This window comes from Streptomyces sp. NPDC021622 (genome assembly GCF_040640795.1).
GTDB lineage: Bacteria > Actinomycetota > Actinomycetes > Streptomycetales > Streptomycetaceae > Streptomyces.
Genome location: NZ_JBFACK010000001.1, coordinates 275122 through 291618, shown reverse-complemented (window position 1 = coordinate 291618; position 16497 = coordinate 275122). Strand labels below are relative to the sequence as shown.

12 protein-coding genes are annotated in these 16497 nt (G+C 71.6%); 5 read left to right on the top strand and 7 right to left on the bottom strand.

Annotated features, from left to right (window positions below; genetic code table 11):
- The first annotated feature begins 261 nt into the window (after nucleotides 1-261).
- The 3 genes from AB0G47_RS01320 to AB0G47_RS01310 all read left to right on the top strand — a co-directional run bounded on the left by AB0G47_RS01320 (nucleotide 262) and on the right by AB0G47_RS01310 (nucleotide 2406).
- Nucleotides 262-417, top strand: coding sequence for a hypothetical protein (locus AB0G47_RS01320; protein WP_360762770.1), 156 nt, complete (start codon nucleotides 262-264; stop codon nucleotides 415-417).
- Nucleotides 418-658: 241 nt separating this feature from the next.
- Nucleotides 659-1804, top strand: coding sequence for a sensor histidine kinase (locus AB0G47_RS01315; RefSeq protein WP_360763900.1), 1146 nt, complete (start codon nucleotides 659-661; stop codon nucleotides 1802-1804).
- Nucleotides 1801-2406, top strand: coding sequence for a response regulator transcription factor (locus AB0G47_RS01310; RefSeq protein WP_360762767.1), 606 nt, complete (start codon nucleotides 1801-1803; stop codon nucleotides 2404-2406). Before AB0G47_RS01315 ends, AB0G47_RS01310 begins: the two co-directional genes overlap by 4 nt.
- A 245-nt stretch (nucleotides 2407-2651) precedes the next feature.
- Here the strand turns inward: AB0G47_RS01310 and AB0G47_RS01305 are convergent, their stop codons facing one another.
- The 3 genes from AB0G47_RS01305 to AB0G47_RS01295 form a co-directional block, all read right to left on the bottom strand.
- A complete protein-coding gene (locus AB0G47_RS01305) occupies nucleotides 2652-4091 on the bottom strand; it encodes an MFS transporter (RefSeq protein WP_360762764.1) in 1440 nt (479 codons plus the stop codon).
- A gap of 133 nt (nucleotides 4092-4224) precedes the next feature.
- The gene (locus AB0G47_RS01300) at nucleotides 4225-5412 is read right to left on the bottom strand and encodes a lipid-transfer protein (RefSeq protein WP_360762761.1); all 1188 of its coding nucleotides are present in this window, start codon (nucleotides 5410-5412) and stop codon (nucleotides 4225-4227) included.
- Nucleotides 5413-5439: 27 nt separating this feature from the next.
- Nucleotides 5440-7605, bottom strand: coding sequence for an acyl-CoA dehydrogenase (locus AB0G47_RS01295; protein WP_360762758.1), 2166 nt, complete (start codon nucleotides 7603-7605; stop codon nucleotides 5440-5442).
- A 268-nt stretch (nucleotides 7606-7873) separates the two neighbouring features.
- Here AB0G47_RS01295 and AB0G47_RS01290 point away from each other — a divergent pair, with 268 nt between their 5' ends.
- On the top strand, nucleotides 7874-9616 hold the full coding sequence (locus tag AB0G47_RS01290) for an MFS transporter (protein ID WP_360762755.1): 1743 nt from the start codon (nucleotides 7874-7876) through the stop codon (nucleotides 9614-9616).
- A gap of 860 nt (nucleotides 9617-10476) precedes the next feature.
- Here AB0G47_RS01290 and AB0G47_RS01285 read toward each other — a convergent pair.
- From AB0G47_RS01285 to AB0G47_RS01270, 4 genes are all read right to left on the bottom strand, one after another.
- On the bottom strand, nucleotides 10477-11487 hold the full coding sequence (locus tag AB0G47_RS01285) for an LLM class F420-dependent oxidoreductase (RefSeq protein WP_360762752.1): 1011 nt from the start codon (nucleotides 11485-11487) through the stop codon (nucleotides 10477-10479).
- 115 nt (nucleotides 11488-11602) lie between these two features.
- Nucleotides 11603-12454, bottom strand: a complete 852-nt coding sequence (locus AB0G47_RS01280) for a hypothetical protein (protein ID WP_360762749.1) — start codon at nucleotides 12452-12454, stop codon at nucleotides 11603-11605.
- A 159-nt stretch (nucleotides 12455-12613) separates the two neighbouring features.
- Nucleotides 12614-13621: an N-acetylmuramoyl-L-alanine amidase gene (locus tag AB0G47_RS01275; protein WP_360762747.1), complete on the bottom strand. Its 1008-nt coding sequence runs from the start codon at nucleotides 13619-13621 to the stop codon at nucleotides 12614-12616.
- 84 nt (nucleotides 13622-13705) lie between these two features.
- Nucleotides 13706-13906, bottom strand: a complete 201-nt coding sequence (locus tag AB0G47_RS01270; RefSeq protein ID WP_360762744.1) for a hypothetical protein — start codon at nucleotides 13904-13906, stop codon at nucleotides 13706-13708.
- Between the two features lie 82 nt (nucleotides 13907-13988).
- Here AB0G47_RS01270 and AB0G47_RS01265 point away from each other — a divergent pair, with 82 nt between their 5' ends.
- Entirely contained in the window at nucleotides 13989-16493 is a 2505-nt protein-coding gene (locus tag AB0G47_RS01265) for a hypothetical protein (RefSeq protein WP_360762741.1), read from the top strand.
- Nucleotides 16494-16497: the final 4 nt, after the last annotated feature.

The window sequence follows — 16497 nt, the reverse complement described above, 5'->3', positions numbered from 1 at the left end:
TCGGCGCGGCCGTCCGCACCGTCGGCCGCACCGAGGTCGTAACGGGGCCGGGGAGCCGGTCGTCGAACCGGCCCGTTCTAGAACGCGTTCCAGTCCGGCGACCCCATGTATAGCCCAGCGCCCAGGACTTGTGAAGACTCCTGACGTCACGTCAGATTCAGTGGCGGGACGGGGCGGGCGGCGAGCCGTGACATTTGTACCGGCCTGGTCCGTACAACCGCATCTGCCGCCGCACCGCCCCGGATTCGTAGCGTCAGAGACATGACGAAGACCTCAGAGAGCGGCCCCGCGGACGGACCCGCCGTGGCCTTCACCGGCGTGGTCAAGGCCTTCGGCCCGCTGCGTGCCGTCGACGGCGTCGGCCTGCGGATCGAGCCCGGCGAGAGTGTGGCCCGGCGGAGCTCGGCACGTCCGTGACGGACGGCTCCGGGATCGGCCTCGGCACGGTCGCGGTGCTCATCGGCTGGCTGCTGGTGTTCGGTTCGTACGCTGTGGTCTCGTACCGCAGGGCTGCGCGGACGGTATGACGACGCCGGCGAGGCGCCACGGCGCGACAGGAGAAGCGATGTCAGCGACCCCCGGGAAGAGCGCCCGGCGGCAGGAGTTCGGGCGCCGCACCGGTGAGTGGAAGGCCGGTGCCAAGGCGCAGCTCTCCGAGATGCGGGCGAAGGAGAAGTCGGGGCGGAGCGATCCCAGCGACCTGGGTCCGCCCAACGGCTTCGCGATGCTGCCCTGGCTCCTGATGGGCATGGGCTCCTTCTCCAACGTCATCCAGGGCAAGACCGGCAACCCTTGGATCGGCGGCCTCGGCCTGCTGGCCTTCAACTCCCTCTACATCAACGTGGTGTTCCGGGCCTTCCACAAGCAGGCCAGGGAGGCGCGTGTGACGAGGCACAGCCTCCTCGCGCTGACCGCGGTGACCTTCGCCCTCGCCATCGGCTACGGCGGCAGCTGGCTGATGTTCTTCCCGCTCCTTGGCCTGGCGACCGGGGCGGTCCTGCGCGGCAGGCAGCTCGCTCCCGCCGGTATCGCCCTGAGCATCGCCGCGGCCGTGGTCGGCGGGCTTCGGGACGGCTGGGACGCCGCGGGCATCGCCTACGGCACGTTCATCTCCGTCATGGTGACCGGGGCGATCCTCGCCCTCTCCGAGACGGTCAAGGAACTGCGTTCCACCCGCGAGGAGTTGGCCCGCAGCGCCGTCGAGAAGGAACGCCTTCGCTTCTCCCGCGATCTGCACGACCTGCTCGGCCACACCCTCTCGGTGATCGTCGTGAAGGCAGAGGCCACCCGCCGCCTGGCCCCCCGCGACCTGGACGCGGCCCTCGGCCAGGTCACCGACATCGAGTCCGTCGGCCGCCAGGCCCTGACCGAGATCCGCGAGGCGGTCACCGGCTACCGCGAGGGCAGCCTCGCCACGGAGCTCGACCGGGCCCGCGATCTCCTGGAGGCTGCGGGCATCGACGCGGTCGTACGCCAGTCGGGGCCGCCGCTCGCCCCGCAGACGGCGGCGCTGCTGGGCTGGGTCGTCCGTGAGTGCGCCACCAATGTCGTACGCCACTCCCGCGCGACCCGCTGCGAGATCGAGGTCGCGGGCACCGCCGAACGGACCCGGCTGCTGATCGCCGACGACGGCCGCGGCGTAGGCTCGACCGCGCCCGGCAGCGGGCTGAAGGGCCTGGCCGAACGGCTGGCGGCGGCGGGCGGCTCCCTGGAGTCGGCGCCCGCACCGCACGGCGGCTTCCGGGTCACCGCGACGCTGCCGGTCACCGAGTTGAGCACCGTCCCGGAGGAGCGCACCCCATGATCAGAGTCCTGCTCGCCGAGGACCAGGGCATGATGCGGGGCGCGCTCGCCCTGCTGCTCGGCATGGAGGAGGACATCGAGGTCGTGGCGCAGGTCGGGGCGGGCGACGAGATCGTGGACGCCGCGCTGACCGCGCGCCCCGACGTGGCGCTGCTGGACATCGAACTGCCGGGCCGCAGCGGTCTGGAGGCCGCGGCCGACCTGCGCGAGGAGTGCCCCGAGTGCCGGGTCCTCATCCTCACCACCTTCGGCAGGCCCGGCTATCTGCGCCGTGCCATGGAGGCGGGGGCGGCCGGTTTCCTGGTCAAGGACGGGCCGGTCGAGGACCTGGCCGAGGCGATCCGCCAGGCGCTGCGGGGCGAGACGGTCATCGATCCGGCACTCGCCGCGGCAGCGCTGAGCGCGGGGCCGAACCCGCTGACCGCCCGCGAGGCGGACGTGCTGAAGGCCTCGGTGGACGGTGCCACGGTCGCCGACATCGCGGGCAAGCTGCATCTGTCGGAGTCGACCGTGCGGAACTATCTCTCCGCGGCGATCGGGAAGACGGGGACGCGGAACCGGATGGAGGCGGTGCGGGAGGCCCGGCAGCAGGGGTGGCTGTGACCGCGCACCCACGGTGACGCCGGTCCCTGCGGCACCGTGGGAGACGCCGTTCCCCGGCCGCGCTCAGTCCTGCACCACCGTCTCCACCTTCCCCGCCCCGTCGTAGAGACGAATGGCCACCAGCTTTCTGCCCGGGCCCGCTCCAAGGACAACTGCACCAGGTCCTCAGCCCGCGTGCTGCCGGCCCGTCAGAAGAAAGGCAGTGCGCATCAGCTGCGACCAGCGGCTGGTGACGAAGCCCTGCCTCAGCTTTCGGAGACCCGCTGCCTCGGCATCCACAGAAGCACCACCACCACGCCCGCGAGCAGGATGAACCCGCTGGTGCGGAACGCCATCGCGTATCCGTCGGTCAGCGCCTGCCGGGACGTCGAGCCGTCCATCTGCGCGGCCGCCACCGTGGAGAGCACCGCGAGGCCGAGCGCGCCGCCCATCGTGCGGGAGGTGTTGATCAGGCCGGAGACCAGGCCCGCGTCGCCCGGCTGCGCGCCGGACGTGGCGAGCGAGGCGAGCGGTGTCGCGGCCAGGCCCGCGCCGAACATCATCACGATGCCGGGCAGCATGATCGAGGTGACGTACGCGCCGTCGACGGTCATCGTCGACTGCCAGCCGAAGCCCGCGGCGGCCACCACGATGCCAAGCACGGACACGTTCTTCGCGCCGAGCACCGGCATCAGGCGCGGCGCCAGCATCGAGCCGATGACGATGGTGAGGGAGGACGGGATGAGGGCGAGGCCCGCCTTGAGCGGCGAGTAGCCGAGGACGTTCTGGGCGTACAGCGTCATGAACATCCACATGGCGAACATGCCGCCGCCGCACACGAACATCGCGGCGTTCGCGGCCGACACCGACCGCACCCTGAACAGCTTGAGCGGCATCAGCGGCACCTGTGTGCGCGACTCCACCACGAGGAAGGCCGCGAGCAGCGCGAGCCCCGCCGCCAGCGGGACCAGGGTCGCCGCCGCCGTCCAGCCCTTCTCCTCGGTCTGCACGATGCCGTACGCGAGGGTGGCGAGCCCGGCCGTCACGAGCACCGCGCCCGGCACGTCGAGGCGGCGCGCCTGCCCTGCCCTGGACTCGGTGAGCCAGGCGATGCCCGCGACGATCACGAGGGCGCCGATCGGCACGTTGATCAGGAGCACCCAGCGCCAGGAGAGCAGGTCGGTGAGGACCCCGCCGACCAGGCCGCCCGCCGCGCCGCCGCCCGCGCCCACCGCCGACCAGATGCCGATCGCCCGTATCCGCGCCGGGCCTTCGGGCACCGCCGACGTCAGGATCGTCAGGGTGGACGGGGCGAGGATCGCGGCGCCAAGGCCCTGCACGGCCCGCGCCGCCAGGAGCTGCCACTCTTCCTGTGCGAGGCCGCCGCCGAGCGAGGCGGCGGTGAACAGGCCGAGCCCGACGAGGAACATCCGCTTGCGCCCGAAGAGGTCACCGGCCCGGCCGCCGAGCAGCATGAACCCCGCGAAGGCTATGGAGTAGGCGTTGACGACCCATTGGAGTCCGATCGCGCTCATGCCGAGGTCGGCCCGCATCGACGGCAGCGCGGTGTTCACCACCGACACGTCGAGGACGACGAGGAACTGGCCCGCGCAGGCGGCGAGAAGGACCGCCCACACCGGTGCGGACTTCTTCGGCGGGGCGGTGTCGGCTTCGGTCGCGTAAGTGGTGCCGGGCGTCTTGACCATGACAGGCATCCTCTCAAGCGCCGGGCGCCGCGTGCATCGGAAATTCGCTGCACGGGCCCTCGGACAAGAGGACTAGGTCTTTCTACGCCGCCTTCCTACTCCGTCTCCCTACGACCACCGTTTCCTACGGCCACTACCGCCGCAGCAGCGTCACCACCGCCGCGCCGCCGAGCCCGATGTTGTGCGCCAGGCCCACCCGCGCGCCCGTCACCTGACGCTCATCGGCCTGCCCCCTCAACTGCCAGGTGAGCTCCGCGACTTGGGCGATCCCCGTCGCGCCGAGCGGATGCCCCTTGGAGATCAGTCCGCCCGACGGGTTCACGACCCAGCGGCCGCCGTACGTGGTCGCGCCGCTCTCGACGAGCTTGCCGGACTCCCCCGCCGCGCACATGCCCAGCGCCTCGTACGTAAGAAGCTCATTGATCGAGAAGCAGTCGTGCAGCTCGATCACGTCGACGTCCTCGATGCCGAGGCCCGCCTTGTCGTACGCGTCCCGAGCGGCCGCCCGCGACATCGGCTGCCCCACGACGTCGATGCACGACCCCGAGTCGAAGGACTCCCCCGTGTCGGTCGTCATCGCCTGCCCGGCGATCTCCACGGCCCGGTCCTGGAGCCCGTGCCGCTCCACGAACCGCTCGGATGCGACCACGGCCGCCGCCGAGCCGTCCGACGTCGGCGAGCACTGCAGCTTGGTGAGCGGGTGGTGGATCGTCTTGGCGGCGAGGATCTCGTCGACGGTGTACGCGTCCTGGAACTGGGCGTACGGATTGTTCACCGAGTGCCGGTGGTTCTTCGCGCCGACCGCCGCGAGCTGCGCGGCCGTCGTGCCGTACTTCTCCATGTGCTCGCGGGCCGCGTTGCCGAAGATCTGAGCGGTGGGCGGGGTCATCTCGAAGCCGTGCCGGGCCGCCATCACGCCGTAATGACGGGCGACGGGTGACGTCTTGAAGTCACCGCCATCGCTCCCTCCCCCCAGCGAACCGCGCGCCATCTTCTCGAAGCCGAGCGCAAGGACGCAGTCGTTGATGCCGCCCTCGACGAACTGCCGCGCCATCATCAGCGCCGTCGACGCCGTCGCGCAGTTGTTGTTGACGTTGTAGACGGGGACGCCGGTCAGGCCCAGTTCGTAGGCGGCCCGCTGGCCGGCCGTCGAGGCCTGGAAGCAGTACCCGACGGGGACCTGCTCCACTTCCTCGTACGAGATCCCGGCGTCGTCGAGGGCCTTGGTGCCGGCCTCCTTCGCCATGTCCCAGTACTGCCAGTCCCGCGTCTCGGGCTTCTCGAACCTGGTCATGCCGACGCCGACGATGTACGCCTTCATGTCTTCCTCTCCGTCACGATGTCTCTCTCAGTCACGCGGTAGGCCGAGCAGCCGCTCGGCGACGACGTTGAGCTGCACCTGTGTGGTCCCGCCCGCGATGGTCAGGCAGCGCGACATCAGGAAGCCGTGCAGCGCCCGCTCCCCGGCCCCCTCCCGCAACGCGCCCGCCGGGCCCAGGAGTTCGAGCGCGAGCTCGGCCACCTTCTGCTGGTGCGGGGTCTGCACCAGCTTGCGGATGGAGGCACCGGCCCCTGGTTCCGCGCCCGCCACCTGCCGCATCGTGGTGCGCAGGCCGATGCAGGCGAGCGCGTGCGCCTCGGCGGCGAGCGCGCCGATCCGCGCGCGGTGCGCCCCGTCGAGCTCACCGGCGCGCGCGATGAGCGCCTCGAGCCCCGTGTCGAAGGTCAACTGGTCGGCCATGTGGACGCGTTCGTTGCCCAGCGTGTGGCGGGCGACGCGCCAGCCGTCGTTCACCTCGCCGACGACCGCGTCGGCGGGCAGCAGGACGTCGTCGAAGTAGACCTCGTTGAAGAGGGAGTCCCCGGTGATCTCCTTCAGGGGCCGGACATCGACACCGGAAGCCCGCTTCATGTCGATGAGGAAGTACGTAAGCCCCTTGTGCTTGGGGGCTTCGGGGTCCGTGCGGGCGAGGAGGATCCCGAAGTCCGCCCACTGCGCGGCGCTCGTCCACACCTTCTGGCCGTTGATCAGCCAGCCGTCCTCGACGCGCTCGGCCCGCGTCCGCAGCGCGGCCAGGTCGGAGCCCGCCTCCGGCTCGCTGAACAGCTGGCACCAGAGCAGCTCGCCCCGCAGCGTCGGCGGCAGATACCGCTCCCGCTGCTCCTCCGTCCCGTACGCGATGAGCGAGGGCACCACCCAGGTGGCGATGCCCAGCTCGCCGAGCCGGACCCCGGCATCCGCCAACTCCTGCTGGACGGCGAGCTGTTGCACCGGTCCCGCGCCCAGGCCGTACGGCTCGGGCAGGTGCGGCGCCGCGTAGCCGGTCGGCGCGAGGGCCTTGCGGGCGGCCGCCGGGTCGAGTCCGCGCGCCGGGGCTACGGCCTCGCGCGCCCGCTCCCGGTACGCCGCCGCCTCCGCCGGCAGCTCGGTCCGCAGCTCCCGCCGCGCACCGCCCTCCGCGAGTCGCACCGCCCGCAGCCGGTGGGTGTCGCCCGTACCGAGCAGCTGGCGGGCCACGACCGCGCGGCGCAGATACAGATGGGCGTCGTGCTCCCAGGTGAAGCCGATGCCGCCGAGGATCTGGACGCAGTCCTTGGCACAGGAGTAGGCGGCGTCCAGGGCCGTCCCGGCGGCGAGCGCGGAGACAAGCCCCCGCACGTCCTCATCCGGCTCGCCCGCCGCCCGCGCCGCGTCCCACACCAGGGCCCGCGCCTGCTCGACCCGCACCAGCATGTCGGCGCAGAGGTGCTTGACGGCCTGGAACCGCCCGATCGGCCGCCCGAACTGCTCGCGCACCTTGGCGTGTTCGGTGGCGGTCTCCAGGGCCCAGGCCGCGACGCCGCACGCGTCGGCCGCGTACACGACACACGCCAGATCCCGTACGAGCGCCGATCCGACGTCGAGCACCCGCCCCGCGGGGACCTCGACGCCGTCCGCGGCCACCTCGGCGGTGGGCCGCGTCGGATCGGCGCTTTCCTGCGTACGCACCTTCAGCGCGGCCGCGTCGACGGCGAGCCACAGTGTTCCGCGCGCCGATTCGGCGGCCAGGATCAGCAGGTCGGCGTCGGCTCCGCCGAGCACCGGCGGCGCGGTCCCGTCCAGGACGTAGCCGTCGGGCACGGAGACCGCGGTCAGCGTGCCGGGGCCCGGTGCGACGGCGCCGATCCGCGTACCGGACGCGAGCTCGGCGGCCTGCTCCCGGGCGCCCGCGCGGTGCAGCACGACCGACGCGAGGGCACTGGCGAGGTACGGCCCCGGCAGCGCGGCGCGGCCCGCCTCCTCCAGGACCACGGCGAGGTCGTCGAGCCCGCCGCCCCCGCCCCCGTACTCCTCGGGCAGATGCACCGCGAGCAGCCCCTGCTCCGCGAGGCCGTCCCAGTAGGCGGGCCTGCTCCCTGCGCCAGACGGCGCGTCGAGCAGCTTGCGTATCTCCTCGGGCGGCACGGCGCGGGTGATCCAGCCGCGCGCCGCGTCCGCCAACTCCCGCTGTTCCTGCGTGATTCCGATCCCCATGCGCATCCTCGCCGGTAGCAGCTTCCGGGACGGCGTCAGACTAGAACACGTTTCAATCCAGCGGAAGGCTCAATCTGACGGAAGGTCAGATACGGGCGCCGGGGCGGCCCGCTCGACCGGCACCCGAGGACTCCCGCTTAACCGGCCGGTTAACAACGGGTCAAGACTTCCCCTCGTACGACACCCATCGGAATAGTCGCCCCAGGAAACAGGTTCGTTCTGCACGTACCCCTGCCAGAATTTGCACCGCCCCCGGAGGCCCCACGTAATGACGCAGTCGACGACGACCCGACAACGCGGCACCCGCGGAGTCGTCCCCGTACTCGCCTTCGCAGGCATCGTCGTCGCGGTGATGCAGACGCTCCTGGTGCCGGTCATCAAGGACCTGCCCGCCCTGCTGAGCACCACCCCGTCGAACGCCACCTGGGTCATGACATCGACCCTGCTCGCCGGCGCCGTCTCGACCCCCATCATGGGCCGCCTCGGTGACCTCTACGGCAAGCGCCGCATGCTCCTGACGAGCCTGGCCGTGATGGTCGTGGGCTCCCTGATCTGCGGTTTCACCGACGACCTCATCGTCATGATCGTCGGCCGTGCCCTCCAGGGCTTCGCGATGGGCGCGATCCCGCTCGGCATCGGCCTGATGCGCGACGAGCTGCCCCGCGAGAAGCTCGGCTCCGCCATGGCCCTGATGAGCTCCTCCATCGGCGTCGGCGGCGGCCTCGCCCTGCCGCTGGCCGCGCTGACCGCGCAGCACACCGACTGGCACGCCCTGTTCTTCGGCGCCGCGGGCCTTGGCGTCGTCTCCATGCTCCTCACCGTCCTCTTCGTGCCCGAGAGCAACGTGAAGGCCGAGGGCACCTTCGACGTGCTCGGCGCGCTGGGCCTCTCCGCAGGCCTGGTCCTCTTCCTCCTGCCCATCACCAAGGGCAGCGACTGGGGCTGGTCGTCGGGCACGACGCTCGGCCTGTTCGCGGCGGCGGCGGTCGTCCTGGTCCTGTGGGGCGTGATGGAACTGCGCCTGAAGGCCCCGCTGGTGGACCTGCGCACGACGGCCCGGCGCGAGGTGCTCCTGACCAACCTGGCGTCGATCATGGTCGGTGTCGCCTTCTACGCGATCTCCCTCGTCCTCCCGCAGCTGCTCCAGCTCCCGACCTCCACCGGCTACGGCCTCGGCCAGTCGATGGTCGTCGCGGGCCTGTGCGTGGCGCCGCTGGGCCTGACGATGATGTTCACGGCCCCGGTCTACGCCCGCCTGTCGGCGAAGTACGGCCCGAAGGTGACCCTCATCCTCGGCATGCTGATCATCGCGATCGGCTACGGGGCGGGCCTCGGCCTGATGAGCGCGGCCTGGCAGACCATCGTCATCGCGGTGGTCGTCGGCGCGGGAATCGGCCTCGCGTACTCCTCGCTGCCGGCGCTGATCATCGGCGCGGTCGACCCCTCCGAGACGGGCGCGGCGAACGGCCTCAACACCCTGATGCGCTCCATCGGTACGTCGGTGTCGAGTGCCGTCATCGGCATGGTCCTGGCCAACACGGCGCACCACGTGGGCGGTGTCGCGGTCCCCACGATGGACGGCTTCCGCACCTCGTTCCTCATCGCCACGGCCGCGGTCGGGCTCGGCCTGCTGCTCGCCCTCTTCCTCCCCTCCGCGGGCCGCTCTTCCGCCAAGCCGCAGCTGCGGGCGAGCAGCGAGGAGGACGCGAATCTGCGGGCCGCGGAGGAGGCATTGGCCGGCTTCCACGGCCGGGTCCTGAGCCCCGCCGGGGCGCCGGTCGCGCGCGCCAAGGTCACGCTGATCGACCGCCGGGGCCGGCAGGCGGGCGCGGCCCTGACGGACGAGAGCGGCCACTACACGCTCTCCGTCCCTTCCGACGGCTCCTACGTCCTCGCGGCGACGGCGACGGGGCATGCGCCGCTGGCCTCGGCGGCGGCGTATCAGGGGGATGACCGGGCTGCGGTGGAGGTGGACCTGCTGCTGCCGGGCGGGAGTGAGGTGCGGGCGTAGGGGCGCTGTTGGCTGTCCCGGCGTCGAGTTGGCGCCGGGGCCGCCCGGTTGTCCCGAGGTTGGCGGCTCCGGGCCGGGCGTAAAGGGCGCTCCTTCGTCGCGTCGGCTGCGCCGATTCCGCTGCGCTCCACCCTTGACACCCAACCCTCCACCGCGAGAAGCGAATTGACCGGGCGGCCACGAAAGGGGGCTCTCGGGACTGCGGGGATGGGTCATCCGGCTTTCCTGCCGGGTGCGGACTAGTCCGTCGCAGCGTGCCGTGAGGCTGGAGGGGTGCGCGACCGGTCCGGGGACGGGTGCCGGTCTCGTCAAGCGTCTGACGACCGGATCTTCCGGGGTGACCGTCACGGTCATGGTCAGGTGGTGGGGGTGGGGGACCTACTTTGGAAAAGTAGTGTTCTGACACAAGGGGGGCGCGCGGCACTGCGAAACGCAACTTTGCCGAAGTAGGTTCCCCACACCCCCCTCTCCCCCCCTCTCTCTCCCTCTCTCTCCTGGCCGGGGCCGGGAGATCCGGTCGGCAGACGCTTGACGAAACCGGCACCCATCCCCGAGCCGACCGCGCGCACCCCTCCCACCCCTCCCACCCGGCTGCGCTGCTACGAACTAGTCCGCACCCGGCAGACAAGCCGGATGACCTGCCGGGTGGTCCCCGTGAGCCCCGCTTCGTGGCCGCCCGGTCGTCTTCCTTCTCGCGGTGGAGGGTTGGGTGTCAAGGGTGAAGCGAAGCGGAATCGGCGCAGCCGACGCGTAGCGCAGCGGAGCGCCCTTTACACCCGGCCCGGAACCGCCAACCTCAGGAAAACCGGGCGGCCCCGGCGCCAATCAACCGCCGGTGCGGCAAAGCTTCCGCCGCCCCCCTAGCCGTTCAGCTCCGCCAACACCCGCAACGTACGCCGATCCGGCGCCAGGACAAGCAGATCCGTCACCGGCCCCTTCCGCCACAGCGCCAGCCGCTCAGCGACCCGCTCCCGCGGCCCCACCAGCGAAATCTCATCGGCAAACGCATCCGGCACGGCAAGGACCGCCTCCTCCCGGCGCCCCGCCAGAAACAGTTCCTGAATCCGCCGGGCCTCCTCCTCGAACCCCATCCGTGCCATCAGCTCCGCATGGAAGTTCCGCGCCGAGGGCCCCATCCCCCCGATGTAGAAGCCCAGCATCGCCTTCACCGGCAGCAGGCCCTCCGCCACGTCGTCGCAGATCTTGGCCCGGGCCATCGGCGCGACCATGAAACCCTCCGGCGCCCCCGCCAGCGACGCCTCGTACACATCCGTACGCATCGGCGACCAGTACAGCGGCAGCCACCCGTCCGCGATCCGCGCCGTCTGGGCGATGTTCTTCGGCCCCTCCGCCCCCAGGAGCACCGGCAGATCGGCCCGCAGGGGATGCGTGATCGGCTTCAGGGGTTTGCCGAGACCCGTCCCGTCCTCCCCCTGGTAGGGGTGCGCGTGGAAGCGGCCGTCCAGGGCCACCGGCCCTTCCCGCCGCAGGACTTGGCGGATGACGTCCACATACTCCCGCGTCGCCGTCAGCGGCGACTTCGGGAACGGACGGCCGTACCACCCCTCCACCACCTGCGGCCCGGAGAGCCCGAGCCCGAGCATCATCCGGCCGCCGGAGAGGTGGTCGAGGGTCAGCGCGTGCATCGCGGTCGTGACCGGCGACCGCGCCGCCATCTGCGCAACGGCCGTACCCAGTTTGATCCGTGAGGTCTGCGCCGCGATCCACGTCAGCGGCGTGAACGCGTCCGAGCCCCAGGCCTCGGCGGTCCACACGGAGTCGTAGCCGAGCCGCTCGGCCTCCTGGGCGAGTGCGACGTGATCCGGGTCGGGGCCGCGCCCCCAGTAGCCGAGTGCGAGTCCGAGCCGCATGCCCCGATCCTTCCTGATAACTGACGATCCGTCAGTTCCTTGTCGGGTGGCGACTGTACGACAACGGCCCCCCGCCCGGAAGGGCGAGGGGCCGTCGCACTGCGACTTGCGTGGATCAGCCGCGCTGGATCCCGGTGATGTCCTGCAGGACGCCACGGCGGCCGTCCTGCGTCTGGGCCACCAGGCCGGGGCCGCGCTGCTCGACGGCCAAGTACCAGGTACCGGGCGCCAGTTCGGCGATCGGGGTCGGCGAGCCGTCCTCCGCGTACAGCGGACGCGGAGCCGGCACGGCGAACCAGAACGGCGAGAAGTCACCGGCGGGCTGCGCCTGCGCGGGCGGCGGCGTCTGCTGCTGCGGCTGCGCACCGTAGGGCTGCTGCCCCTGCTGCGGCTGGGCGCCGTAGGGCTGACCCTGCTGCGGCTGGCCCTGAGCACCGGGGTACCCGTAACCACCCTGCGGCTGACCGCCGTAGGGCTGGGGGGCGGCGGGGCGCGGGGCGCCCATGAGCGGCGCCTTCAGGGCCGGAACCAGGGCGGTCGCGACCGCGGCGGCAGCAAGAACCAGGGCGGCGATCAGGCCGAGAATGAGGCCGATGCCGGCGTCGGGCCCGCCGCTGCCGCTGCCCAGGCTGCTCTCGAAGAAGAAGCCGTAGGACTGGTCGGCGTCGAAGATGGCGCCGATCGAGCTCCAGGCGGCAGCGATGGCGAAGGCGACGCCAAGCTGGCCGAGGTCGAGGCCTGCGACCTTGCGCTGCTGCGGCAGCGCACGGCCCACGACGATGAGGGCGGCAGCGATGAGGCCGAGCAGGTACACGCTCAGCAGCAGGTTGCCGTTCTCCCAGGCGTTGGGAAGCTTGTCGCTGTCGCCGCCGTCGGCGTCAAGCGTGTCGAGGAACGAGGCAATAAAGAGCAACACCGCTGCTCCGATCACCACGCCGTCGCCTCGAGTGAGGGAGCGGAAATTCACTTCAGGTCCTTCGTCAGTCGTCTCGTCATCGGAGGCGTCGCTGTCGCCCCAAGGTCGCGGCGCAAAGCGCGGGGATGGCCCCCCATCGTACGGAGGACATTATCGTCCACGTGGGTGGGGTGTCTGCTCGGGATAAAGACCGACCCCCAGACCCCCGCGCTACCCGCGCAAGAAGCTCACGATTCCCTCGGAGATCCCCTGCGCCGCCTTCTGCCGCCACGCGCCACTGGTCAGCAGTGCCTCGTCCTTGGCGTCCCGCATATTGCCGCACTCGATGAACACCTTGGGAACAGTTGACAGGTTGAGGCCGCCCAGATCCTTGCGTACGTCGAGTCCCGTGCCGTCACCGATGTAGTTGGAGGGAGCGCTGCCCGTCGCGCTCACGAACTTGCCCGCGATGCGTTCGCCGAGGTCGCGGGAGGGGGCGACGATCTTGGTGGTGTCCGCGGCGCCCGACTTCACCGATGCGGGAAGGATCACATGGAAGCCGCGGTTGCCCGCCGCCGAGCCGTCGGCGTGGACGGAGACGACGGCGTCCGCGTGGGCCTCGTTGCCGATGCGGGCACGCTCGTCGACGCAGGGGCCCCAGGGGCGATCGGCGTCCTGGGTGAACTTGACCGTGGCGCCCTGCTTCTCGAGGAGGGTGCGCAGGCGGTGCGAGACGTCGAGGGTGAACTGGGCCTCGGTGTAGCCGTTGTTGGTCGACGTGCCCGTGGTGTCGCATTCCTTACGGTTCGTCCCGATGTTCACCAGGCGGTTGATCTCCGCCGTGTGCTTGACGTTGCCCGGATTGTGGCCGGGGTCGATCACGACGACCTTGCCCTTGAGGGGGCCGGAGGCGGCGGGGCGACCGCCGTCGGTCTTCGACGGCTTCTCCGGCTTGGAGGTGCTCGGGCCGCCGCCCTCCTTGCCGTCGCCCTTCTCACCCTTGTCGTCCTTGCCGGACGTTGACGGGGAGGCCCCGGCGGACGACGAGCCCTGCGCCGACTGGCTCGACGCGGGGAGGGTTCTCGGCGGCTCGCTGCCGCCGGGGCCGCTCGTGGCCTCGTAAATGAGCCACCCCGCAAGGCACGTCGGCACCAGCGCGGCGAGCGTCACGGTGAGCGGGCCGCCGCTGAAACGGCGGGGCGGGCGTGGGGGATGACTGTCCGGACCTACGTACGACACGACAGCCACCTTACGGGCCGTCCACGTGCTGCGCAGGGTCCCGGGATTCTCCGCCGGCTCGGGGCAGTGGTGCCGGCGCATTCCTCAGGAGAGCACCTGGGCGAGCGCGCCGGTCACTGCCGCGGCGAGGGTGAGGACCGAAGCGAAGGTGGTGGCGGCCCGCATCAGAGCAGTGGGGCAGGTGGCGCCGTCCATGCGGGCGAGTTTGCCCGCACCGGCGGCGGCCAGCAGCGCAAGGACCGTCACCGACGCGGCAGCAATCAGGACCACGAGAGGACCGGACATGGGCAACTCCCCACAGAATCTGCGACTTTGATGAGACCCAAGGTTGCGGAAACGGTGTGCGCCAGGGGCCGGCCGGGCGAAGATGAACACCGGCGAACACGCCGAGCCGGGGACGGACGACGTGCGTGACGGACCGACGGAATCTGCTGCCGCGCTCATGGAACTGCGACGGCATCTGAACGATGGCCTGGCCCGCGCTCGGCTGACCAAGACACAGCTGGCTCTTCGCGCGGGGCGCGGCCGTACGACCGTGCAGGAGGCCTTCCGTACCGACGCGCCCGTACCGTCGGCCGAGACAGTGGTCGCCCTGGCCCGGGTACTGAGGCTGCAGGCCGGGATGTTGCTGGATCTGAGGCGGGTCGCCGCGGCAGAATCCGGCCCCGCTCCTGGAAAGGATCAGGGGCTGGGAAAGCCGATCGGCGAGTGGGACCCGCATCACCTGGAAGTCCACCCCGCCGGTCCTGTCCCTGGCGGGGCCGCACCCGGCAGGCATAAGCCGGGTGGGCCGGAGCGGGAGCTGCCCGGCTATGTCCCGCGCGCCCACGACCATGTCCTCGCCGAAGTGGTCCTGGACGCGGCGCAGGGCCGCAGCCGGATAGTGGTACTGGTCGGCTCGTCGTCGACCGGCAAGACCAGGGCCTGCTGGGAAGCCGTCCAGCCGCTGGCGCGCGAAGGATGGCGGCTGTGGCATCCCTTTGACCCGACCAGAGCCACAGCGGCACTCGACGCCCTTGCACACGTCCTGCCCCGCACAGTGGTGTGGCTCAACGAGGCCCAGCACTACCTGGGCCACCCGCGCATCGGCGAACGGATCGCCGCGGCCGTACACAGCATCCTCACCGGTGACGAACACCGGCCCGTCCTGGTCCTGGGCACCCTGTGGCCTCAGTACGCCGACGAGTACACCGCACTCCCACGCGCCGGTGCCCCGGATCCGCACAGCCGCGCGCGGGAACTGCTCGCCGGGCGCACCCTCACCGTCCCGGACATCTTCGACCCGGAATCCCTGTGCACGGCAGCGACGCTCGCCCGATGCGGCGACCAGTTGCTGGCGGATGCCCTCACCCGTGCCGAGGCCGACGGGCGGCTGACACAGGATCTGGCGGGCGCACCCGAACTGCTGCGCCGCTTCGAGCACGGCACACCCGCCACGCGTGCCGTGCTGGAGGCGGCCGTGGACGCACGCCGACTCGGCGTGGGCCTGCACCTGCCCCAGGCCTTCCTCACCGACGCCGCACTCGACTACCTCAGCGACCAGGACTACGACGCGCTCACCGAGGACTGGGCGGAATCGGCCTTCGCCGACCTCGCCCGCGCGGTCCACGGCAAACAAGCCCCTCTGCGCCGCACCAGAAGCCGCCCCGGACAGCGCCCGTCCAGCAACCCGCACCCCGCGGGAACCGGCGGGACGAGCCCCGTGTTCAGGCTCGCCGACTTCCTCGAACAACACGGTCGCACCCACCGACGGGCCCTGTGCCCACCCACCTCGTTCTGGGCCGCCGCCCACACCCACCTCACCCACCCCGACGACCTCAACAACCTCGCCGACGCGGCCCGGAACCACTGTCGGCTCCAGTGGGCCCACCACCTCCACCACCGAGCCGCCGCCGCGGGTTCCACGGACGCACTGGTCGACCTGGCCGGGATGCGGAAAGAGGCGGGGGACCCGGACGGCGCGGAAGTCCTCCTGCGACAGGCCGCCGACGCCGACAACACCCGCGCGCTGGTCACCTTGGCGCGGATGCGGGAAGCGAGTGGGGACCGGGACGCCGCGGAGGGCTTCTTCCGGCAGGCCCTCGACGCCGGCGACACCGACGTGCTGTGCGACCTGGCCCGGATGCGGGAAGCGGCGGATGACCGGGACGCCGCCGAAGCCCTGGACCGGCAGGCTGCCGACGCGGGCGCCCCCCGCGCGCAGGTCATGCTGATGCACCTGCGCGAGGAGTCGGGGGACCGGGACGCCGCGGAAACCTTGGCCCGCCGGGCCGCCGATGAGGGCGACACCGTCCCGCTGCTCGCCCTGGCGAAGATACGGGAACTCGCCGGGGACCCGAACGGCGCGGAGATCCTGCTCCAGCAGGCCCTCGACGCGGGCGACACCAACGCGCTGATCATGCTGGCCCCCCTACGGGAAGCGGCAGGGGACCGGATCGCCGCGGAAAGCCTCCTGCAACAGGCCCTCGACGCCGGCGACACCGCGATGCTGACCGAGGTGGCCCGGATGCGGGAAGCGGCGGGTGACCGGGACGCCGCCGAAGACCTCCTTCGGCGGGCCCTCGACACCGGCGACAGCAGCGTGCTGATCATGCTGGCCCGGCTGCGGGAAGCGGCAGGGGACCGGATCGCCGCGGCAGGTTTCCTGCGACAGGCCGTCGACGCCGGCGACATCTGCGGGCTGATCGTGGTGGCGAGCGCACGGGAGGCGGCGGGGGACCGGGACGCCGCGGAACTCCTCTTCCGGGAGGCAGCCGACAGGGGCCACTACATGTGCCGCGACCTGCGCTGCCACGTCAGATGGTGGGGGGATTCCTCACCGTGGCCGTACGGCCTTGATCCCGACGGCACGCCCACACCGCCCTGGCGGTGAGGCC